Raw genomic sequence first — 20932 nt, 5'->3', positions numbered from 1 at the left:
CGGCATTGTTCGATTGTTTTGGAGACGGAAGCTGGCCAGGCCCTTGGATTGGCCTTGCTGACGGTCAGACAGGAAATGTCTTAAAGTGGAGAGTTATATTCAAGTTAAATTTTTCACAAGTGGAATTTCCAGCTTTTAAGGTGAAAAACCCGGCAAAAAGCCTATGTTGAGGATATATTGAGCAAAATCGCAGCTGGCACAGACAGCAAAATCGAGCCTCAACGCAACGGGGCACATGCAGGACAAGTAGATGACCCTTTCCACAACCGATCTCATTGAATCCTCCGGTCTCGGATTGGATGCAGCCAAACGGATCACCCAGGAGGCTCTTGCAGGGGCCGATGATGGAGAATTGTTTGTCGAGTATCGCCAGTCGGAGGGACTGGTCTTCGACAATGGTCGGTTGAAGGGCGCCAACTATGATACGGCACAGGGATTCGGGCTACGGGCTGTGGCCGGCGAGGCGGCCGGATATGCCCATGCCGGGGATATTTCCGAAGGCGCATTGAAACGGGCCGCAGAGGCTGTGAGTGCAGTCAAGAAAGGCTATTCGGGCAGCTATGCCGCCGCACCGTCCCGCACCAACCTTTCGCTTTATACCGATGCCAATCCGCTGGGTGGTCCGAGCTTTGAGGAAAAGGTGAAGCTTCTTCAGGAAATCGACGCCTACGCCCGGGCCAAGGACCCGCGCGTCCGTCAGGTGTCCGCATCGCTGGCCGGTTCCTGGCAGGTTGTCGAAATTCTTCGGGCTGACGGTCATCTCGTCCGCGACGTTCGTCCGATGGTTCGCTTGAGCATATCGGTCGTTGCGGGCAACGATGACCGGCAGGAAAGTGGAATGTTCGGCTGCGGTGGCCGGGAAGGGTTTGAGCGGTTCATCACAACGGAAAACTGGCAGGGCGGGGTAGACGAAGCTCTTCGTCAGGCGCTGGTCAATCTGGACGCCGTCCCGGCGCCTGCCGGCGCCTTCGATGTGGTCCTGGGATCCGGTTGGCCCGGCATTTTGCTTCACGAGGCTGTCGGTCACGGTCTGGAAGGCGATTTCAACCGCAAGAAAACTTCGGCCTTTGCGGGCCTGATGGGCGAACGCGTGGCATCACCGGGTGTGACGATTGTTGATGATGGCACCATTCCGGATCGCCGGGGGTCGCTGACGGTTGACGACGAAGGCACTCCGGCAAGCCGCACGGTTCTTATCGAGGACGGCATCTTGACCGGTTACATGCAGGACCGGCAGAACGCGCGTCTCATGGGCATGGAGCCGACAGGGAACGGCCGCCGCCAGTCCTATGCTCATATTCCCATGCCACGCATGACAAACACGGTCATGATGGCTGGTGACAAGGAGCCTGATGAGATCCTGGCTTCGGTGAAAGACGGCATCTACGCCGTTTCCTTTGGAGGTGGCCAGGTCGATATCACCTCGGGCAAGTTCGTTTTCTCCTGTACCGAAGCCTACCGGATCGAAAACGGCAAGGTCGGCGCTCCGGTCAAAGGCGCCATGCTGATTGGCAACGGCCCGGACGCTCTGACACGCGTCACCATGATCGGCAATGACATGAAGCTTGATCCGGGCATGGGAACATGCGGCAAGCAGGGGCAGGGCGTTCCTGTCGGCGTGGGGCAACCGTCAATGCGTATCAACGAAATGACGATCGGAGGGACTGCCGTATAGGCGGGTTACTCTTGGGGGACCGCTATGCCGGACATCAAATTCGTCATATTCGATATGGATCAGGTGCTCTATGACTACGAGCATCAGGTCCGCCTGCAATTGCTGGAAGATCTGACCGGACGCCCCGCTGCGGAAATCGATGAAGCGGTCTGGGGCGGGTCTCACGAAAACGAGGCAGAAGCAGGCAATCCCGATACGGCGGAAGGCTATCTCGCCCAGTATGGAAGGTTGCTCGGCTATCCCATTGATTTCGATACCTGGGCCGACATCCGGCGTCGGATGATGCGGGCAAGGCCTGACGTGCTGGATCTCGTCAGGCAACTCAAGCAGAAAGCGGATATCGCAATGCTGACCAACAACGGCATGATGCTCAAGGCATCATTGCCTGTTTGCGCGCCGGAAATGATCGAGATTTTCGGAGAAAAGGCGCATGTGTCAGCCGAGTTCAAGGTGCGCAAGCCTGACCCGGCCATCTATCGGTTGATTTGCGAGAAATACGGCTACCCGACGTCGGCAAGTGCCTTCATCGACGACCGCGCGGAAAACGTCGCCGGGGCGGAGAAGGCCGGACTTTACGGACATGTTTATGCCGATTTCGAGAACTTCAGATCCTACCTGAAGAAACACGACCTTCTTTGAAACTCTCCACCTTGAACCGAATAATTCTGGTGTCCGTGCCATCCTTAATTTCGGCAAAAGACATCAAACAGTCGAGACTATCGTCAATAGTACGGTGACCCTTTGTCTCAATCGCGCAAAATTGCAGCAAATGGAGCTAAATAGTTGCAGCCGCGCCGGAATTGTCGCACGCCAGTTGCGTAAGGTTTGGTAAAATAGAATCAGTTCATGATGAGCTTGCCGGATGTCGAACCGGTTAAAGGGCTTTGCAACTGAGGAGAGAGAATGGCCGCAGAGGGCGCACCTCCGTTTTTTGCTGAATCAATTGTGTTTCTCGCAGCTACCGTCGTGGCTGTCCCGATCGCAAAACGGCTGGGTCTCGGCTCGGTGGTCGGATACCTTGCAGCAGGCGCAGCCATCGGTCCGCATGGTCTGCAGCTTCTCGGGTCGGGTGAAGACGTTCTTCATGTCGCCGAACTCGGAGTTGTCCTCCTCCTGTTTGTGATCGGACTTGAGCTCGATCCACAAAAACTCTGGCGAATGAAACGGGACATCTTCGGTCTCGGCACCGCTCAGGTTATCTTCACGGGGCTCAGTCTCTATGTGATCGCCCGCTTCGCCGGACTTGCGAACTCCACCGCGCTGGTGGCTGGGTTCGGTCTCGCTCTGTCATCCACCGCCTTCGCGCTGCAGATCCTGCAGGAACGTGGACAAATGTCTTCCGCTTATGGCCAGAGGGCATTTGGCATCCTGCTTCTTCAGGACATCGCGATCGTGCCGCTCCTGGCTATGGTCGCCATTCTTGCCCCAGGAGAAGGGCCATCCACGTTCGGCGATATCGCAAACGAAATCCTGCTGGTTTCAGCTGCGGTCGCGGCCGTTATTCTCACCGGCCGGTACCTGATCTCACCGATATTCCTGTTTCTGGCGGCAAGCCGTGCAAGAGAGGTCATGCTGACCGCGGCTCTGCTGGTTGCACTCGGCAGCGCAGGGATCATGCATTCGGTTGGCCTCTCCATGGCCCTCGGCGCGTTTCTGGCTGGTGTGCTGCTCGCGGAATCCAGCTTTCGTCATACACTGGAAGCCGATATCGAGCCGTTCCGCTCACTGCTGATGGGGCTGTTTTTCGTTGCAGTCGGCATGTCGCTTGACGTGTCCCTGGTGATGGGGAACTGGATGGTCGTGGCCTTTGGTGTTGCAACGGTCATGGGGGTTAAAGGCGTCTTTCTGTGGGGGCTGTCGCGCGGCACCGGATCTTCCAACTCCGACGCATTGCGCATCGCCGTGACGCTCCCGCAAGGCGGGGAATTTGCCTTCGTCCTGTTCACTGCTGCCGTCAGCAACAGCCTGCTCGACTACCAGACGGCCAACCTCCTCAACGCGATTGTCATCCTGACAATGCTGTTGACGCCGCTTGCGTGTCTCGGACTGGACAGGATCGCTACCAGAATGAAAGAACGAGGCGTTGAAAATCCCTCGATCGAAACTTTCGAGGAAGCCAACCCGACGGTGCTGGTAATCGGATTTGGCCGGTTTGGGATGGTTGTGGCCCAGATCCTGACCTCCGAAGGGCATGAAATCACGGCCATAGACAACAGGCCGGACAGGATCGCTTACGCGCGCAAGCAGGGGTACAAAGTCTATTATGGTGATGCGACCCGCGCCGACGTTCTGGCCGCAGCCGGCGCCGGAAAGGCCGCACTCGTTGCTATGTGCATCGAGAACGACAAGGTTATGGGCAAGGCGATCGACCTGATACGTGAAGGGTTCCCGGATACTTTGATCTTCTGTCGGGCAACTGACCGCGCCCATGTTCTCGATCTGACCAAGAGAGGGGTCGACTTCCAGATTCGCGAAACATTCGAGTCCAGCGTCGTGTTCGGGCGTGCTGCCCTGGAGGCTCTTGGAACACCGCTCGACCGGATCGATCAGATCGAAGAGGATGTGCGTTATCGCGACGAGGAGCGCTTGGCCATACAGATTGAAGCCGGGGGTGGTGTATCCACCACAGAACGCGTCAGGAATGTCGGTCAGCGCAAGAAAGAGCCTGAAAGTCATAAGAAGGATGCAGCGGTCGAATAAGGCCGGCAACAAACAAAGGCGCCGTTTCCGGCGCCTTTTTACTTTGTCTTTTGAATCTTCTTAAGGCAGCGCATCAAAGCCCGCAGAAAAACCGTTGAGTGAAATCGGAATGCCGATTCCCTCTTCAGGCGTCTGGAAAATGATGAAGGTGGCCTGAGCTCCCGCCTTCAGTTTGCTCAGGAGGTCTTCTTCCAGGATCACTTCGGCGATGCACCCGTTCGGCAGGCAGCGGACAAAGCCCGCGCGGCCGATATCGGCATTGTCGACACGAAGACCTAGGCCTGAAGGAAGAAGAACCCCAAGAGGCGCCAGAACCCTGAGTATGCGGGCCTGTTTGTCAGCTGTCTTGAGAATGATGACCGACAGTCCGACATTTTCCCGGTCCGAGGCCGTAACGTTCTGGATCAGGGCGCATTGCTCTCCTGATGCTCCCGGAGGTGTGTCGCAGCGCATCTGCCAGTCGCCGTGAGTTGAGCGAACTTCACCTTGAGCCAGAGCCGGAAGATTGCCCTGGGCTAGAGCGCCAAAGGCTATGCCGGCAACAGCGGCGATTCTGGCAATGGAAAAATTGAAGCGTCCCATCCGGCGGGCGGTTCGGGCTTTCGGCAATTGGGTTGACAAGAAAACCTCCGGTCAATCGTTGTCGGATTCCGCTGTGGCCTTTCCGGGTATAAAAATGAGGCCGTCAGCGCGAATCATGGTGTTGTCCCGGCCAGACATTGCCGCATGACGGCGCGTGATTCCAGTCTGCCGAGACGGGAACGCCGTCGATTAGCCCGGTTTTTTGTCGAAAATCCGCCTGTCTTTGACTTCTATCAAGCTCAATATGCCGCTCAAGGCCTGTGAAAAGTTGGAAATACCGTTGCAGCTTGGCGTGTCTTATGGTTTTTGTGCGGCATTAAGGCGTCAGCAAGAGGATGCGGCACATCGCCGCTCCAGCCGATTGTAACCATCGCCCTGAACCGGGGTTTATGGTTATAGTCCGGCAATCTGACGAACCTGTTCGAGACATTGGGTCGGCACAATGGGCTTGCGAAGCTGAGTTAAGCCCGTTACTGCCGCACCGGATTGAGCCGGATTTTGGGTCCGGTATTTTTGCATGTGCCGCTTGCTAGCGGTTGAGGGAAGGGAGCGCGGACGTGAAGGCTATCTTCAAGCGTCTCATGACTACGGCCGGTTTGGCGGCAACATTTGCTGGAGCGTCCACTGCGGCTCTGGCAGCTGAATCCGGTATGAGCGAGTGGCAGCTCGGTTTTCAGAACTCGATCACCGACGTGATGGACGACATCACCTGGTTTAATACCTTCACGCTGACAATCATCACTGTCATTACGCTGTTCGTTCTGGCGTTGCTGATCGTGTGCATGACCCGGTTCAGCGCCAAGTCGAACCCTGTACCGTCCCGCACATCGCACAACACCGTGATCGAAGTGGTTTGGACCATCGTTCCAATCCTCATCCTGGTCGTGATCGCGATCCCGTCTTTCCGCCTGCTCTACAAGCAGCTGGACATTCCCGAGTACCAGATGACGGTCAAGGCGATCGGCTATCAGTGGTACTGGGGTTACGAATACACCGACGAAGGCATGGGCGACCTCTACTTCGATTCCTACATGGTTGGTGATGCGCTGGATGCCGCGAAAGACAAGGCAGACCGGGAAGAGTTTGCTCAGAAGCGGGGCCTGACGCTCAACGAAGTTCCGCGTCTTCTGGCTGTCGACAACGAGCTGGTGATCCCGGTCGACACGACCGTTCGTCTGCAGGTTACGGCTGAAGATGTGATCCACGCTTTTGCAATGCCGTCCATGGGCGTGAAGATCGATGCGATCCCGGGCCGTTTGAACGAGACCTGGTTCCACGCCCGTAACGAAGGTGTCTACTACGGCCAGTGTTCCGAGCTGTGCGGCGTCAACCACGCGTTCATGCCGATTGCAGTTCGGGTTGTTTCCGCTGATCAGTACAAGACTTGGGCAGCAGCTGCTCAGGAAGATCTGGACAGCGCCAATCTACAGCTGATGGCTTCCATTGCTGCCGCCAACAAGGTCGCAGAGACAGGAACGCTGGAAGAGATTGCAGTCGCCGCGAAATAACGTGGCGACAAGCTTTTACGTTTGGCGATGCGCGCGATGACACGCAGCGCCGCTGAGAAAGATTAAAGAGGGAGCCCCAAATGGCTGCGACCGAAGCACATGCGGCACATGACCATCCTACGGGATGGCGGCGGTGGGTCTATTCGACCAACCACAAAGACATCGGACTGATGTATCTGTTTTTCGCGATCTTTGCAGGGATCGTCGGCGGCGCGCTCAGCGTCGGTATCCGGATGGAACTGCAAGAACCGGGAATGCAGTACTTCAACAATCCACACATGTTCAACGTGTTCACCACGGCCCATGGCCTGATCATGATCTTCTTCATGGTTATGCCGGCGGTGATCGGTGGTTATGCCAACTACTTCGTGCCGATCATGATCGGTGCGCCGGACATGGCGTTCCCGCGGATGAACAACATTTCCTTCTGGCTGCTTCCGCCGGCCTTCCTGCTTCTTCTGCTGTCTCTCTTCGTCGAGGGCCCTCCGGGTGGTAACGGCGTTGGCGGTGGCTGGACCATCTACCCGCCGCTTTCGACAACCTACCAGCCGGGCCCGGCAGTGGATCTCGCGATTCTTTCCCTGCACATCGCAGGTGCTTCCTCGATCCTGGGTGCGATCAACTTCATCACGACCATTTTCAACATGCGGGCGCCGGGCATGACCCTGCACAAGATGCCGCTGTTTGCCTGGTCGGTACTGATCACCGCATTCCTGCTGCTGTTGTCCCTGCCGGTTCTGGCTGGTGCAATCACCATGCTGCTGACGGACCGCAACTTTGGCACCACGTTCTTCACCCCCTCCGGTGGTGGTGATCCGGTTCTGTTCCAGCATCTGTTCTGGTTCTTCGGTCACCCGGAAGTGTACATCCTGATCTTGCCGGGCTTCGGCATCATCAGTCACATCATTTCCACCTTTGCCCGCAAGCCGATCTTCGGTTACCTCGGCATGGCCTATGCCATGGTCGCCATCGGCGTCGTCGGCTTCATCGTGTGGGCACACCACATGTACACTGTCGGCATGTCCTCCGAAACGCAGGCGTATTTCGTGGCGGCCACCATGGTCATCGCGGTTCCCACCGGCGTGAAAATCTTCTCCTGGATCGCCACCATGTGGGGCGGGTCCATCGAGTTCAAGACACCCATGGTATGGGCAATCGGCTTCATCTTCCTGTTCACCGTCGGTGGTGTGACGGGTGTGCAGCTGGCGAACGCCGGTCTCGACCGTGCCTTCCACGACACCTACTACGTCGTAGCTCACTTCCACTACGTTCTGTCTCTTGGCGCCGTGTTCGCAATCTTTGCGGCCTGGTACTACTGGTTCCCGAAAATGTTCGGCTACATGTACAACGAGACGATCGGCAAGGCCCATTTCTGGATCACCTTCATTGGCGTGAACCTGGTCTTCTTCCCGCAGCACTTCCTTGGTCTGAACGGCATGCCGCGTCGCTATGCCGATTATCCGGACGCGCTGGCAGGCTGGAACTTTGTGTCCTCGATCGGCTCTTACATCTCTGCATTCGCGGTTCTGGTGTTCCTGTTCGGTATCTTCGAGGCTTTCTCCAAGAAGCGTGCCGTCGGCAACAACCCGTGGGGTGAAGGTGCAACAACGCTGGAGTGGACCCTGTCTTCTCCGCCTCCGTTCCACCAGTTCGAGACCTTGCCGCGCATCAAGTAACGCGCGGCCGGAGGATTTCCCTCCGATCGGAAATCGGCACCGCGCCGGACCCTGGCGCGGTGCAAACTTTAAAAAATTGCTGCCGAACGTAAAATGTTCAGACCGCACGACACAGAAGTCGGGGCAAAGGCAGTGAGAAAGAATTCAAAGGACGCGCCCATGTCGCTCGTAGAGCGCCAGGATACGATTGGCCAGAACACTGCCGTCTGGGACGGTGGAATGGGATCAGTGAGCGACTATGTGGCGCTCCTGAAACCCCGTGTGATGTCTCTGGTGATTTTCACGGCATTTGTCGGACTGATGCTTGCTCCAGGTTCCGTTCATCCGGTTCTGGGTGCAGTTGCGATCCTGTGTATTGCAATTGGCGCAGGTGCCTCCGGGGCCCTGAACATGTGGTACGACGCCGACATCGACGAGATCATGTCGCGCACCAAGAAGCGTCCGATCCCCGCAGGCAAGATCACACGTGACGAAGCGTTTGCTTTCGGCATTACTCTGTCGATTGGCTCGGTGGTCACCCTGGGGCTGCTCGTCAACTGGTTTGCCGGCGCGTTCCTGGCCTTCACGATCTTCTTCTACGTGATCGTTTATACGATGTGGCTGAAACGTTCGACGCCACAGAACATCGTTATCGGCGGTGCTGCGGGCGCGTTTCCGCCAATGGTCGGCTGGGCATCCGTTACCGGTGGTGTGAGCCTGGAGAGCTTCGTGCTCTTCCTGATCATCTTCATGTGGACGCCGCCGCACTTCTGGGCACTGGCTCTGTTCAAAAGCGGCGACTATCGCGCAGCTGGTGTTCCGATGCTCCCGGTTGTCGCTGGTGAAACCAGCACCCGGCACCACATTCTGGTCTACTCGCTGCTGCTGGCTCCGATCGGTGTAGCTCCGTATTTCCTCGGGTTTGCGACGCCCGTTTATGGCGTTGCCTCTGCAGTGCTCGGCCTCGCCTTTGTTGCATTGGCGTTTGACGTCTGGCGCAAGCGAGAAGGGGACGTGGCACGCCAGGCCTGCGTACGTCTCTTCAAGTTCTCGATCTTCTATCTCTTCCTGCTGTTTGCCCTGCTGCTGGGTGAAAGCCTGATTGTAGGGGCATAAGGCAATGGTAAAGGAAGAGCAGGGCGTCAAGCTGACACCGGAGCAGGCGAAGAAACGTCGGTCGCGTTCAATTGCAATCGCCATTGTACTCGCAGCATTGGTTGCCCTTTTCTATGTGGTCACGATCGTCAAGCTTGGGCCTGGCGTGATTGACAGAGCACTATAAGGGATTTCGTGTGAGCAACGGGCAGAACAGTCAGAACCTTGCCAACAGCAACCGCAAAGTCGCGGTGGCCTGTGCCGGGCTGTTCGCTTTAATGGTCGGCGCGGCATATGCAGCCGTTCCGCTTTATGACCTGTTCTGTCGCGTAACCGGTTTCGGTGGCACGACGCAGGTTGCCGAAAGTGAAAGCGACGTGGTCATCAATCGCATGATCACTGTGCGCTTTGATGGCAATGTCAATCGCGAGTTGCCCTGGAAGTTTAAACCCGCACAGCGTTCGGTCACTCTCAAGATGGGAGAAACCGCGCAGCTTGAATATCTGGCGACCAACAATGGTGAAGAGACGACTTATGGAACGTCGACTTTCAACGTTTCTCCGCCAACCGCGGGTGCCTACTTCAACAAGCTGGATTGCTTCTGCTTTACCGAGCAGGCGCTGAAGTCCGGCGAAACTGTCGAAATGCCGGTCGTCTTTTTCGTCGATCCGGAAATGGACAAGGATCCTGAGCTGAAACACGTGAAGGAAATCACTTTGTCCTACACCTTCTTCCCGGTAGAACAACCGGAACGTCCTGTTGATGTGCGGGCTGAAGCGCCTGTCACTGAAACGAAACTGTAAGTTATGGCGCTTGATGCGCTTGAGATGACTGTGTTTGGGGAGCTTGCCGATGGCTGAGGCACATACCAAAAACCACGACTACCACCTTGTGGAACCAAGTCCGTGGCCGTTTATTGCGTCGATCGGCGCATTCATCCTCGCAATCGGCGCCATCGCGTGGATGCGGTCCGCTGCCGGTGAGTCTTTTGCACTCTTCGGAATGGAACTTGCCTCTGCCAGCTGGGGACTGTTCGCCGTTGGTCTGCTGATCGTGCTTTACGTGATGTATGGCTGGTGGAGCGACACCATCAAGGAAGCGCATGAGGGGCATCATACCCGTGTCGTGTCCTTGCATCTGCGCTACGGCATGCTGTTGTTCATCGCCTCTGAAGTGATGTTCTTCGTAGCCTGGTTCTGGGCATATTTCGATGTTGCCCTGTTTGCCGGTGAAGCCATCCAGTTCAGCCGTGTTGAAGCGACCGGTGGTCATTGGCCGCCCGATGGCATCGCGACTTTCGATCCGTGGCACCTGCCGCTGCTGAACACGCTGATCCTGCTTTGCTCCGGCACCACGGTTACATGGGCGCACCACGCCTTGCTGCATGATGATCGTGAAGGACTGAAATGGGGCCTGACGCTGACGGTTCTGCTCGGTGTCATCTTCACCATCTGTCAGGTTTACGAGTACATGCATGCCGCGTTCACTTTTGACGGCAACATCTACGGCGCGACCTTCTTCATGGCGACCGGTTTCCACGGGTTCCACGTGATCGTTGGTACCATCTTCCTGTTCGTCTGCCTGCTGCGCGCACTTGCCGGCCACTTCACCGTGAAACAGCATTTCGGTTTTGAGGCGGCTGCCTGGTACTGGCACTTCGTTGACGTTGTCTGGCTGTTCCTGTTCGTTGCCATCTACATCTGGGGCGCAGGTACACCGGCCGCTCACTAAGGCGGGTTAGACTGCAATTTGAATGCGCCCGGTCCGGCCGACGGATCGGGCGTTTTCGTTTCAGACACGGAAACGAGGCAGGACATGGAAGACAAGGCGCACTTTCCCCCGGTCAATCCCGTCACAGCCGGTCTTTCCGGAAAATGTCCGAGATGCGGCCAGGGAAAGCTGTTCGACGGTTTTCTTGGCATCAAGAAATTATGTTCAGCCTGCGGTCTGGATTATTCCTTCGCAGACAGCGGAGACGGTCCGGCGGTCTTCGTCATCATGCTTGTCGGCTTCATCGTGGTCGCGCTGGTTCTGTTTGTGGAATTGGCCTATCAGCCGCCAATCTGGCTTCATCTGATTCTGTGGTTGCCGCTGACCGTCCTGCTCGCCGGCGGGTCCTTGCGTCCGCTCAAGGGGCTGATGATCGCCCTACAGTTTCGGCACAAGGCGGAAGAAGGCCGACTTGATCAGGATAAGTCCCAATAGCCAAGAAAGAGAAACCGGGCCATGGGGCCAGTGCGTAAACTTATCATTCCCGCGATTGCAGCAGCAGTCGCACTGTTCATCCTGTTGAACCTGGGCTTCTGGCAACTGAACAGGTTGGCCTGGAAGGAGACCCTCATCCGTCAGGTGGAGGCGGGTGTCTCGAAACCTGCTGTGAACGCGCCTCGGCCTTCCGCCTGGAGCGATATTGCAGAGCAGGACGACTACAAGCATGTCAGTGTGAAAGGTGAGTATCAGGACGGATCGGTCTTTTACTACACGTCACTTTCGAACCCGGCTGGTCCGCTGAAGGGACCGGGCGTCATGGCGTATTCGCCGTTCCGTACGGAAGACGGCTGGACCGTATTGGTGAACCGCGGATTTCTTCCCCACGGGCTTTCTGTAGAACAGGAAAAGACGGCACTTGCGCTGCCTGCCGGCCGGACTGAGATTTCAGGACTGTTACGGCTCAGCGAAAAACCGAACTGGACGACCCCCGCGCCCGATAAGGAAGACCGGATCTGGTTTGCTCGCGATACAGAAGCGATGGGAGACGTTCTGGGAGTAGGTGGCCCGGATCTGGCACCGTACAGCATCGACCTGGATGCATCCCTGACGCCTGCGGGCGGACTGCCGCAGGCAGGTGAAACGATTGTCCGCTTCAAGAACGACCATCTTGGCTATGCGCTTACCTGGTTCGGCCTGGCGGCCACTCTGGTCGGTGTGTTCCTGACCTACGCGGCCACCGTTCTGTGGCCGCGGAAGTCGAGATAAACAGGCTGCTTAGCCCAAGGCTTCCAGGATTGCCGCGGCACCGGTCTTGGTAGCCTCACCCGGTGTTTCCTCAATGGCCAGGAAGGTGACTTCACCGTCCTTTGCGATCAGGGCGAAACGCTGGGAACGCAGGTGGCCGAAGATTGGCGCCGGACCGAGGCCGAGGCCTGCTGCCTCAACGAATTCAGCCGCGGTGTCCGAGAGAAACTGGATCTGACCGGCTGTGTTGGAAGCCTTTTCCCATGCGTCCATGACAAACACGTCGTTCACCGAAAGGACGGCTATCTCATCGACGCCCTTGCCCTTGAGTGTTTCCGCATGTTCTACGAACCCCGGAAGGTGGTTCATGTGACATGTCGGCGTGAAGGCTCCGGGAACTCCGAACAGGACCACGGTCTTTCCACTGGTCAGGTCACTGGTTGAGATTTCTCCTGGCCCGTCTGCTGTCATGACCTTGAAACTGGCCTCGGGAAGGCGGTCGCCTACCTTGATTGTCATATCGTATTTCCCCTTGTTTCATGGCCGCACATTCATCACAGCCCGCTGCTCAGATAGGGCGCAGGCTCCGGTACGTCGAGTGAGGATACTGCAAAAAATGATATTTAAGGGAGCAAGATGGAACTAGTTCACCCACGAAGGTTGAATGGGTTCCAGATGTTCGATCGCCAGACCGTCCACGGCGAGCACAATCCTCAGATGATCGTCACCCTTGCTGGATTTCAGGCCTTTGGTGGAAAGGTGCCACGTGGCCTGATCACCGGACTGCGATGCAAGCTTTGCGAGACCGATATAGGAACCTTCAGGACCGGCGACGAACAACTCGGGTGCTGATCCCGCGTCCACGTGCGTTTCAATCACCAGCCGGTCTTCGTTCGTCAGACTTACCGACTTTATTTTGAGACCGTCAGCGGTAGAGGCTTGAGGAACGTTTGCCAGGTCGCGCTCGATCAGTTTTGCGGCAAGCGTGTCTTTCTCAGACGCCGGATTGAGGTTGAGCGTGAGTGTTGCGTCGCCCGGAACGCAGATGTCCTTGCAGATGCCGAAGAACAGGTCAATATCGACACGCACCTTCTGCTCGCTGTCGTCAGGCATTATCCTGATCGGCAGCACGATGCCATCGTGATAGACGATCGATTCAGAAAACCCATCGCTGTAGCGTTCAGGCACGGGGTAGAGGATTTCGACTTCCCTTAAATTTTCCGTGTCCGTCAGTGTGATTTGCGGAGGAATGCCTGCCTCTCCGGGGTAACGCCAATAGGTGTGCCAACCCGGTTCCAGCATGAATTCCAGACCGGCCAGGTAGTGGCCGTCTTCGATGGGCCCTGCAGATATCAGCCTGACGGCACCGCCGTGAACTTCGATCCAATCCGTTGTTTCGGCTCGAAGAGAGGTCAGGGCGGCAAAAAAGAAGACGATGAAGGTGTAGACGATCCGTTTCATGGTTCTTGTGCTACACGAGTTTCGCTCAAGCGTCATGGGTCAGAAGAAGCAATCCGGGTCATATCCTCGTGACGGGGATGTGAGACCGATCACCCACTTACCCGGGAAACAGACATTAACAAAACCTGCCAAAGGGGCTATGCTTCTATTCTTAGGCAGAGAGCGTCAACAGGTAACGAGGTACGCATGGCCGGAACCGAAGCAACAGAATCTCTAGAAGGCCAGTTTCTGATTGCAATGCCGAGCATGGCAGACAGCCGGTTCGAGCATTCGGTTATATACCTGTGCTCTCACTCCGATCAGGGTGCCATGGGGTTGATTGTCAATCAGGTCGCCCGCCACCTTTCCCTGGAAGAACTTCTTATTCAGCTGGACATCGTGAACGATGACAGCAGCATCCGTCTGCCGGAACAGGTGCGTGACATGAATGTGCACAAGGGCGGACCCGTGGAAGTTGAACGGGGCTTTGTGCTGCACAGCGATGACTTCATGCTGAACCAGTCGACGCTGACAATCGACAATGGCATCTGCCTGACCGCGACACTCGAGATTCTTCGGGCGCTGGCTCAAGGGGCTGGACCGTCGCAGGCAATGCTTGCATTGGGATATGCCGGTTGGGCTCCCGGACAGCTGGAAAACGAGATCCAGTCCAATGGCTGGTTGACCGCACCGGCCGATCCGCAAATTCTGTTCGATCCGGATTTTGAGTCAAAATGGCATCGGGCACTCGGGTCACTGGGCATTGATCCGGCCATGCTTTTCTCAGACGCAGGGCATGCGTGACAGCAGTCACCGGATTTCTAAAACACGCCGTTCTTGTCCACCCACGGTCATCAATTTAACCAAAAGCGACTTGCGCTGAAATGTTATGGCGCGTAAGTCGCTTCAATGGCATGGTTTGTTTCAAATCTTCCGGGATTAAAGTAGGCTGGTAGTCCAGATGCCCGGGCAGGGACCGAGACGACCTGCAACAAGGCAAATACAAAGGGAAGTGACGCGGTGAAATACAGCAGTACGCGTGGTGAAGCACCAGTCTTGGATTTTTCCGATGTCCTGTTACAAGGACTCGCGCGCGACGGCGGTCTCTATCTTCCCGAAAGCTGGCCTCAATTTGATGCCGATACGATCGCTTCATTTGCCGGAAAGTCCTATCAGGACGTAGCCTTCGAAATCATTCGCCCGTTCATCGGCGACGCAATTCCAGAAAACGATCTTAAGGCAATGATCGATGAAGCCTATTCAGGCTTCCGGCACCCGGCGGTCACGCCTCTGGTGCAGACGGGCGCCAACACTTTCATCCTGGAGCTGTTCCACGGGCCAACCCTTGCCTTCAAGGATGTGGCCATGCAGCTGCTTGGCCGGATGATGGATTACATCCTCACCAAACGCGGCTTGAGGGCGACCATCGTTGGAGCGACCTCGGGCGATACCGGCGGAGCTGCCATCGAGGCGTTCCGCGGGCGTGAGCGTACGGACATTTTCATTCTGTTCCCTGACGGGCGGGTCTCCAATGTCCAACGCCGCCAGATGACGACACCGGCGGACAGCAACGTTCATGCACTGGCACTGACCGGTAACTTTGACGATTGTCAGGCCATCGTCAAAGGCATGTTCAACCATTTCTCGTTCCGCGACCGCGTTGCCTTGTCGGGCGTCAATTCGATCAACTGGGCGCGCATTCTTGCGCAAATCGTCTACTACTTCACTTCCGGTGTTGCGTTGGGAGCGCCGCACCGGAAGATTTCCTTTACGGTTCCCACCGGCAACTTCGGTGACATTTTTGCCGGATATGCGGCCATGAAAATGGGCCTGCCGGTCGAAAAGCTGATCGTTGCGACCAACGTGAACGACATTCTGGCCCGGACACTGGAAACCGGCCGGTATGAAAAACGTGGTGTCACGCCGACGATCTCTCCGTCGATGGATATCCAGATTTCTTCGAATTTCGAACGGCTGCTGGCAGAGGTCTGCGGCCGGGACGGCGAAGCGGTCCGTCGCATGATGAACCAGCTTTCCCAATCGGGCAGCTTTACTATTGAGGAAGGTCCGCTGAGCGAGATGCGGGCGCATTTTGGAGCCGGCCGTTGCAGCGAGGAGGAAACGGCAGCGACGATTGACGAGGTCTGGAAAGTCGCTGGCTATCTTCTGGACCCGCATACTGCAATTGGTGTGCACGTGGCAAAAGACCATGATGATGGCGTTGCCCCCATGGTGGTTCTGGGAACGGCGCATCCTGCCAAATTCCCGGATGCTGTCGAAAAAGCCTCTGGCGTCCGCCCGGATCTGCCGGATAATCTAAAAGAAATGATGACTGCGGAGGAGCGCCAGCAGGTTTTGGCGGCGGAGCAGGACGTGGTGGAACGATATATCGAAGATCACGCCCGGGCCGTCAGTGCCGGGGTGTAACTATATGAAAGTAGAAACAACGGTTCTAGAAAATGGGTTGACTGTCGTTACTGACCAGATGCCCTACCTGAAGACGGCAGCACTCGGTATTTGGGTCCGCACGGGATCCAGAGTTGAAGCTGTCCATCAGAATGGGATCACCCATCTTCTCGAGCATATGGCCTTCAAGGGCACGCACACGCGAACGGCGCGTGGCATTGCTGAAGAGATCGAAGCGGTTGGTGGTGAGCTAAACGCTTCCACGAGCATCGAGCACACCAACTATTACGCCCGCATTCTGGCGGAAGACATGCCGCTGGCGGTCGATATTCTGGCCGACATTCTACAGAACTCAACTTTCGATGCGCAGGAGCTCGCGCGCGAACAGCACGTGATCCTTCAGGAGATCGGAGCTGCAAACGATTCGCCGGAAGACCAGGCATTCGACCTGTTCCAGGGAACCGCGTGGCCGGATCAGGCGATCGGGCGACCGATCCTGGGCACACCGGAGACGGTTCAGGGGTTCAACCGGGACGCCCTCAATTCCTATCTCGCTGACCGCTATCGCGCGCCGGACATGGTTCTGGCCGCAGCCGGTGCCGTGGATCACGATGAGCTGGTTGCGCTGGCACGTGAGAAGCTGGGTGGCCTGAGCGGCGACGCGGCCTCCTCGGAAACAGAAGCCCGTTACGGCGGCGGCGAAACCCTTCGCAGCAAGGATCTGATGGAAGCCCAGGTGCTGATGGGCTTTGAAGGCAGGCCTTACAAGTCGAAAGATTACTACGCCATTCAGATCCTGGCCTCCGTGCTGGGCGGTGGAATGTCATCCCGGCTGTTCCAGGAAATACGCGAACGTCACGGACTGTGCTACGCCATCTACAGTTTCCATTGGGCTTTCTCCGATACGGGGCTGTTTGGTCTTCATGCAGCAACAAGCCACGAAGACCTCAGCGCCCTGATGCCGATGATCGCCGATGAGCTCGTCTCCGCCACGCAAACGATTACCGATGAGGAAGTGGCGCGCTCGCGTGCGCAAATTCGTGCAGGCCTCATGATGGCGCTTGAAAGTCCCGCCGCACGGGCAGGGCAGATCGCACGTCAGATTCTGGTTCACGGAAGGGTGCTCACACCGGACGAGATTTCCGGTAAGATCGAAGCAGTTACTGCAGCCGATCTGCGCAGGGTGGCCCACGAAACCTTTGTCGGAACCACGCCGACCCTGACCGCAATCGGACCGGTCGACGGCATCATGACGGCGAGTGAACTGGCAGGAAGGTTGCAGCAGAGCCCGGTGTTACGGGCTGCATCATTGTGAGTTTGCGGAGGGCGGGGCATGGCACTGCTACGGCCGGGATCATCACCTGACGCCGAACTGCTGATCGAGGCGGGCGGGTATTACCTGCGCCCGCCGATCATGACCGATTTCAAACCCTGGGCAGAACTTCGTGCGGACAGCAGGCGTTTTCTGAAACCCTGGGAGCCGCTCTGGCCCTCTGATGACCTGACCAAGTCCGGGTTCCGGCGCCGTCTGAGGCGCTATGCCAAGGACCGTAAGGAAGGACGCAGTCTTTCCTTTCTGTTGTTTCGTTCAAGAACCAACGAAATACTTGGTGGCCTCACGCTCAGCAATATCCGCCGGGGCGTCAGCCAGACGACGACCCTCGGCTATTGGATGGGCGAACAGCACGCTGGAAAAGGACACATGTCTTCGGCTGTCGCCATGATCTTGCCGTTTTGTTTCGACGTGTTGAACCTTCATCGAATTGAAGCGGCGTGCATTCCAACCAACACGCCGTCTATCCGTCTTTTGGAGAACGCAGGGTTCCGTCGGGAAGGCTACGCGCGCAACTATCTGTTAATTAACGGCACCTGGCAGGATCACCTGCTCTTTGCCTGTTTGGCGGAAGACCATGCGTCGCGTGCTGGAAAAATGTCGCCCAGTGTCGAAGGTATCTTGAAAGAATTCTTGTGACATGAGCCACAACCCGGTAGTTCTTCGCCTCATGTCGACTTCGTTACCGGATTCAATCAGCAACGTGTTGAGAAGCTTTGTAATTGCTCTTTGCGTAATTGTCTCGATGCTTGCCGCCCCATTGGCGCAGGCGCTGGAGCCAATTCCCGTACCGATTGATATTGAAGCACTTGATATCACCAACTCGATCGACCTTCACAGGGAAGCTGGAACGCGCCTGCAGGTCTCGACCGCACCGGGTGCGGATGGCATCGTGCGCAGGATCGAAGTACCGTCCCGCGATGGCACCAATACCAACTGGGCGGTTTTTGCGCTCGCCAACACCAGCGACGAGCAGATTGACCGCTTGATCGTGGTGCCAAACTACAAGCTGGTTGGGTCCGACATGTTCTGGCCGGATCTCGGATCGTCTCGCATCACCACCATCACACCCAGTCAGGGAATTGCACCGCAGCGGCAGAAAAGCCTCGAAGCAGATGTGTTCCTCGTGACGCTCGATCCGGGGTCGATTGTCACCTTCGTTGCGGAACTGACAACGCCGAACCTGCCGGAGATCAGGCTCTGGGAACCGGATGTCTACAAGGAAACAGTCAACGCCTATACGCTTTACCGGGGTATCATTCTGGGCATTTCAGGTTTGCTGGCGCTGTTCCTGACAATCCTCTTCGTGGTCAAGGGAACGGTCATGTTTCCGGCAACCGCGGCGCTCGCGTGGTCCGTTCTGGTCTATCTGTGCATAGACTTCGGCTTTTGGGGCATGGTGTTCAACGTTGAGGGCGGCGGCAGTCAGCTGGCGCGTGCCTGTGCGGAAGTCATGCTGGCTGCGAGCTTGCTTATCTTTCTTTACGCCTACCTCAACCTCAATCGCTGGAACATTCACTATTCCCACCTCGCGCTTACCACGCTGATCCTGATCCTGGGCCTCCTGGGTGTGGCCGTTTGGGATCCGTCGATCGCGGCGGGTATTGCACGTCTTGCACTCGGCGTTATCGGAATCCTTGGTTTCGTCACCATCGCCGTTCTTGCATTCCAGCACTATGACCGCGCCATTTTGCTGATCCCCACCTGGTGCCTGCTGATCGCCTGGCTGGTCGGAGCGGCCATGACCGTGACAGGGTATCTGTCGAACGACATCGTTCAGCCGGCGCTAGGCGGCGGGCTCGTCCTCATCGTCCTTCTGATCGGCTTCACGGTCATGCAGCACGCATTTGCGGGCGGGGCCATAGCGCAGGGTCTGATCTCCGATGTCGAGCGCAAGGCACTCGCGCTTACGGGTGCCGGTGACATCATCTGGGACTGGGACATCGATCGTGACCGCATTTACACCGGCAACGAAGTCGAAGACCTTCTAAACCTGAAACACGGCACGCTGGAAGGTCCGGCGCGCGACTGGCTAGAGGTTCTGCATCCTCAGGACAGGGATCGCTTCCGTGCGACGCTTGATGCAGTAATCGACCAGCGCCGCGGCAAGGTCATGCAGACTTTCCGTCTGCGATCGGAAGATGGACATTTCCGCTGGTTCCGGCTTCGAGCGCGGCCGATCATCGGATCCGACGGTGAAGTGATCCGCTGCGTCGGCACTCTTCTCGATGTCACGGAAGAGCGCACCGCTGAGGAGCGGCTGCTGCACGATGCGGTTCATGACAACCTGACCGGCCTTCCGAACCGTGAACTTTTTGTCGACCGGCTACGCACCAGTGTCGTGCGTTCCAAGGCCGAGGAAACCACCAAGCCGACGGTGCTGGTACTCAATCTCGATCGTTTCAAACAGGTCAATGACAGTATTGGTCTGTCGGCCGGCGACAGCATCCTGCTGACTGTAGCCCGCCGTCTCGGGCGCCTGATCGGACAGCAGGACACGCTTGGCCGCCTCTCCGGTGACCAATACGGACTGGTGCTCCTGTCCGAACAGGAACCGGATCGTATCGTGGCTTTGGCTGATGCTCTCAGAAAGGCAGTCCGGGCGCCCATCACCTTCGGTGACAGGGAAATCTTCCTGACATGCTCTGTCGGTATCGCTTTCTTCGAAGGTGGCAAGCAGGGCGTTGAAGACATGCTCACCAACGCAGAGATCGCCCTCAATCATGCCAAACGGCTTGGCGGCGACCGTCAGGAGGTTTTCCGGCCCATTCTGCGCCCGCTCGGCAAGAATGTGGTCGACCTGGAAGCTGACCTGCGTGAGGCCATCAAGAAGGAAACCCTCGGGGTTTTCTTCCAGCCGATCATCCGCCTGGAAGATCAGTCTGTGGCAGGTTTCGAGGTGCTGGCCCGCTGGAACCATCCGAAGCGCGGCAAGATTTCGCCATCGGAGTTCATTCCGGTTGCTGAGCAATCCGGTCTCATCAACGAGCTTGGCATGTATACGCTCGACAAGGGAGCGCAGCAGCTGGCGTTCTGGCAGCGCGAGTTCCCGATGCAGCAGCCCCTGTTCACTTCGGTCAACCTGTCGTCACGTCAGCTTCTGAAGCAGGATCTGATCAACGACGTGAAGGCGGTATTGTCCAGAACGTCACTGGAGCCGGGCACGCTGAAGCTCGAACTGACCGAATCCCTCGTGATGTCCAATCCGGAGTATTCGGCGAAAGTGCTGGAGCGGCTGCGTGGTCTTGGTGCCGGGCTGTCGCTTGACGACTTCGGAACCGGACATTCGTCTCTGTCTTACCTGCAGCGCTTCCCGTTCGATACGATCAAGATCGATCAGTCCTTCGTCAAACCGAATGGATCGGCTGTCAGACCGGTTCTGCTCAGGACAATCGTTGCCATGGGACACGACCTTGGCATGTCCGTCGTGGCGGAAGGGGCAGAGAGTGAAGCTGACGCGCTGGAACTCTATCAGCTCGGTTGCGAGTATGCGCAGGGGTTTTATTTCGGCGAAGCCATGTCCGCGTCCGAGGCAACAAAGATGCTCCGAAAGATGCCGGTCGCGCAGCCGGAACCGGCTTAA

19 protein-coding genes are annotated in these 20932 nt (G+C 57.1%); 16 read left to right on the top strand and 3 right to left on the bottom strand.

Annotated features, from left to right (window positions below):
* Positions 1–250 precede the first annotated feature (250 nt).
* The 3 genes from tldD (at position 251) to ABLO27_RS09135 (ending at position 4375) form a co-directional block, all read left to right on the top strand.
* Positions 251–1675, top strand: coding sequence for a metalloprotease TldD (gene tldD, locus ABLO27_RS09145; RefSeq protein WP_353032233.1), 1425 nt, complete (start codon positions 251–253; stop codon positions 1673–1675).
* Between the two features lie 24 nt (positions 1676–1699).
* Positions 1700–2314, top strand: coding sequence for an HAD family hydrolase (locus tag ABLO27_RS09140; RefSeq protein WP_353032232.1), 615 nt, complete (start codon positions 1700–1702; stop codon positions 2312–2314).
* 264 nt (positions 2315–2578) lie between these two features.
* Positions 2579–4375 carry a monovalent cation:proton antiporter-2 (CPA2) family protein gene (locus tag ABLO27_RS09135; RefSeq protein ID WP_353032231.1) on the top strand — a complete coding sequence of 599 codons (1797 nt, stop codon included), beginning with the start codon at positions 2579–2581 and terminating at the stop codon, positions 4373–4375.
* Between the two features lie 60 nt (positions 4376–4435).
* On the opposite strand, the gene ABLO27_RS09130 is transcribed toward ABLO27_RS09135, so the two are convergent.
* Complete coding sequence (locus ABLO27_RS09130; protein ID WP_353033499.1) at positions 4436–4957, bottom strand: invasion associated locus B family protein; 522 nt, start codon at positions 4955–4957, stop codon at positions 4436–4438.
* A gap of 557 nt (positions 4958–5514) precedes the next feature.
* On the opposite strand from ABLO27_RS09130, the gene coxB reads away from it, so the two are divergent.
* The 8 genes from coxB (at position 5515) to ABLO27_RS09090 (ending at position 12191) form a co-directional block, all read left to right on the top strand.
* Entirely contained in the window at positions 5515–6465 is a 951-nt protein-coding gene (coxB, locus tag ABLO27_RS09125) for a cytochrome c oxidase subunit II (protein WP_417714761.1), read from the top strand.
* 80 nt (positions 6466–6545) lie between these two features.
* Positions 6546–8141 carry a cytochrome c oxidase subunit I gene (gene ctaD / locus ABLO27_RS09120; protein WP_353032230.1) on the top strand — a complete coding sequence of 532 codons (1596 nt, stop codon included), beginning with the start codon at positions 6546–6548 and terminating at the stop codon, positions 8139–8141.
* Between the two features lie 159 nt (positions 8142–8300).
* Positions 8301–9236, top strand: coding sequence for a heme o synthase (locus ABLO27_RS09115; protein WP_353032229.1), 936 nt, complete (start codon positions 8301–8303; stop codon positions 9234–9236).
* A gap of 4 nt (positions 9237–9240) precedes the next feature.
* Entirely contained in the window at positions 9241–9402 is a 162-nt protein-coding gene (locus ABLO27_RS09110; protein ID WP_352940162.1) for a hypothetical protein, read from the top strand.
* Between the two features lie 10 nt (positions 9403–9412).
* Complete coding sequence (locus ABLO27_RS09105; protein WP_352940161.1) at positions 9413–10018, top strand: cytochrome c oxidase assembly protein; 606 nt, start codon at positions 9413–9415, stop codon at positions 10016–10018.
* A gap of 49 nt (positions 10019–10067) precedes the next feature.
* Entirely contained in the window at positions 10068–10946 is an 879-nt protein-coding gene (locus ABLO27_RS09100) for a cytochrome c oxidase subunit 3 (protein ID WP_353032228.1), read from the top strand.
* An 84-nt stretch (positions 10947–11030) separates the two neighbouring features.
* On the top strand, positions 11031–11420 hold the full coding sequence (locus tag ABLO27_RS09095; RefSeq protein ID WP_353032227.1) for a DUF983 domain-containing protein: 390 nt from the start codon (positions 11031–11033) through the stop codon (positions 11418–11420).
* A 21-nt stretch (positions 11421–11441) separates the two neighbouring features.
* A complete protein-coding gene (locus ABLO27_RS09090) occupies positions 11442–12191 on the top strand; it encodes an SURF1 family protein (RefSeq protein WP_353032225.1) in 750 nt (249 codons plus the stop codon).
* A gap of 9 nt (positions 12192–12200) precedes the next feature.
* Here ABLO27_RS09090 and ABLO27_RS09085 read toward each other — a convergent pair whose 3' ends face one another.
* A complete protein-coding gene (locus ABLO27_RS09085; RefSeq protein WP_353032223.1) occupies positions 12201–12689 on the bottom strand; it encodes a peroxiredoxin in 489 nt (162 codons plus the stop codon).
* A gap of 123 nt (positions 12690–12812) precedes the next feature.
* Positions 12813–13631, bottom strand: coding sequence for a protein-disulfide reductase DsbD domain-containing protein (locus ABLO27_RS09080; RefSeq protein WP_353032221.1), 819 nt, complete (start codon positions 13629–13631; stop codon positions 12813–12815).
* A gap of 186 nt (positions 13632–13817) precedes the next feature.
* Between ABLO27_RS09080 and ABLO27_RS09075 the strand changes: the two genes are divergently transcribed.
* The 5 genes from ABLO27_RS09075 (at position 13818) to ABLO27_RS09055 (ending at position 20932) form a co-directional block, all read left to right on the top strand.
* Entirely contained in the window at positions 13818–14414 is a 597-nt protein-coding gene (locus ABLO27_RS09075) for a YqgE/AlgH family protein (RefSeq protein WP_353032219.1), read from the top strand.
* A 216-nt stretch (positions 14415–14630) separates the two neighbouring features.
* The gene (thrC, locus tag ABLO27_RS09070) at positions 14631–16037 is read left to right on the top strand and encodes a threonine synthase (protein ID WP_353032217.1); all 1407 of its coding nucleotides are present in this window, start codon (positions 14631–14633) and stop codon (positions 16035–16037) included.
* 4 nt (positions 16038–16041) lie between these two features.
* Entirely contained in the window at positions 16042–17331 is a 1290-nt protein-coding gene (locus ABLO27_RS09065) for a M16 family metallopeptidase (RefSeq protein ID WP_353032215.1), read from the top strand.
* Between the two features lie 18 nt (positions 17332–17349).
* Positions 17350–17988, top strand: coding sequence for a GNAT family N-acetyltransferase (locus ABLO27_RS09060; protein ID WP_353032213.1), 639 nt, complete (start codon positions 17350–17352; stop codon positions 17986–17988).
* 31 nt (positions 17989–18019) lie between these two features.
* On the top strand, positions 18020–20932 hold the full coding sequence (locus ABLO27_RS09055; RefSeq protein ID WP_417714781.1) for an EAL domain-containing protein: 2913 nt from the start codon (positions 18020–18022) through the stop codon (positions 20930–20932).

This window comes from Roseibium sp. SCP15 (assembly GCF_040329435.1).
Classification (GTDB): Bacteria; Pseudomonadota; Alphaproteobacteria; order Rhizobiales; family Stappiaceae; genus Roseibium.
This window is presented reverse-complemented; position numbering and strand designations above follow the sequence as displayed.

What these genes read in the sequence shown, in the direction of transcription:
- ctaD (WP_353032230.1), top strand. Translation starts at nt 6,546, where the DNA reads ATGGCTGCGACCGAAGCACATGCGGCACATGACCATCCTACGGGATGG.
- tldD (WP_353032233.1), top strand. Translation starts at nt 251, where the DNA reads ATGACCCTTTCCACAACCGATCTCATTGAATCCTCCGGTCTCGGATTG.
- ABLO27_RS09065 (WP_353032215.1), top strand. Translation starts at nt 16,042, where the DNA reads ATGAAAGTAGAAACAACGGTTCTAGAAAATGGGTTGACTGTCGTTACT.
- ABLO27_RS09100 (WP_353032228.1), top strand. Translation starts at nt 10,068, where the DNA reads ATGGCTGAGGCACATACCAAAAACCACGACTACCACCTTGTGGAACCA.
- ABLO27_RS09085 (WP_353032223.1), bottom strand. Translation starts at nt 12,689, where the DNA reads ATGACAATCAAGGTAGGCGACCGCCTTCCCGAGGCCAGTTTCAAGGTC.
- ABLO27_RS09115 (WP_353032229.1), top strand. Translation starts at nt 8,301, where the DNA reads ATGTCGCTCGTAGAGCGCCAGGATACGATTGGCCAGAACACTGCCGTC.
- ABLO27_RS09140 (WP_353032232.1), top strand. Translation starts at nt 1,700, where the DNA reads ATGCCGGACATCAAATTCGTCATATTCGATATGGATCAGGTGCTCTAT.
- ABLO27_RS09135 (WP_353032231.1), top strand. Translation starts at nt 2,579, where the DNA reads ATGGCCGCAGAGGGCGCACCTCCGTTTTTTGCTGAATCAATTGTGTTT.
- ABLO27_RS09055 (WP_417714781.1), top strand. Translation starts at nt 18,020, where the DNA reads ATGTCGACTTCGTTACCGGATTCAATCAGCAACGTGTTGAGAAGCTTT.
- ABLO27_RS09130 (WP_353033499.1), bottom strand. Translation starts at nt 4,957, where the DNA reads ATGGGACGCTTCAATTTTTCCATTGCCAGAATCGCCGCTGTTGCCGGC.
- ABLO27_RS09075 (WP_353032219.1), top strand. Translation starts at nt 13,818, where the DNA reads ATGGCCGGAACCGAAGCAACAGAATCTCTAGAAGGCCAGTTTCTGATT.
- ABLO27_RS09095 (WP_353032227.1), top strand. Translation starts at nt 11,031, where the DNA reads ATGGAAGACAAGGCGCACTTTCCCCCGGTCAATCCCGTCACAGCCGGT.
- ABLO27_RS09110 (WP_352940162.1), top strand. Translation starts at nt 9,241, where the DNA reads ATGGTAAAGGAAGAGCAGGGCGTCAAGCTGACACCGGAGCAGGCGAAG.
- ABLO27_RS09090 (WP_353032225.1), top strand. Translation starts at nt 11,442, where the DNA reads ATGGGGCCAGTGCGTAAACTTATCATTCCCGCGATTGCAGCAGCAGTC.
- ABLO27_RS09060 (WP_353032213.1), top strand. Translation starts at nt 17,350, where the DNA reads ATGGCACTGCTACGGCCGGGATCATCACCTGACGCCGAACTGCTGATC.
- ABLO27_RS09080 (WP_353032221.1), bottom strand. Translation starts at nt 13,631, where the DNA reads ATGAAACGGATCGTCTACACCTTCATCGTCTTCTTTTTTGCCGCCCTG.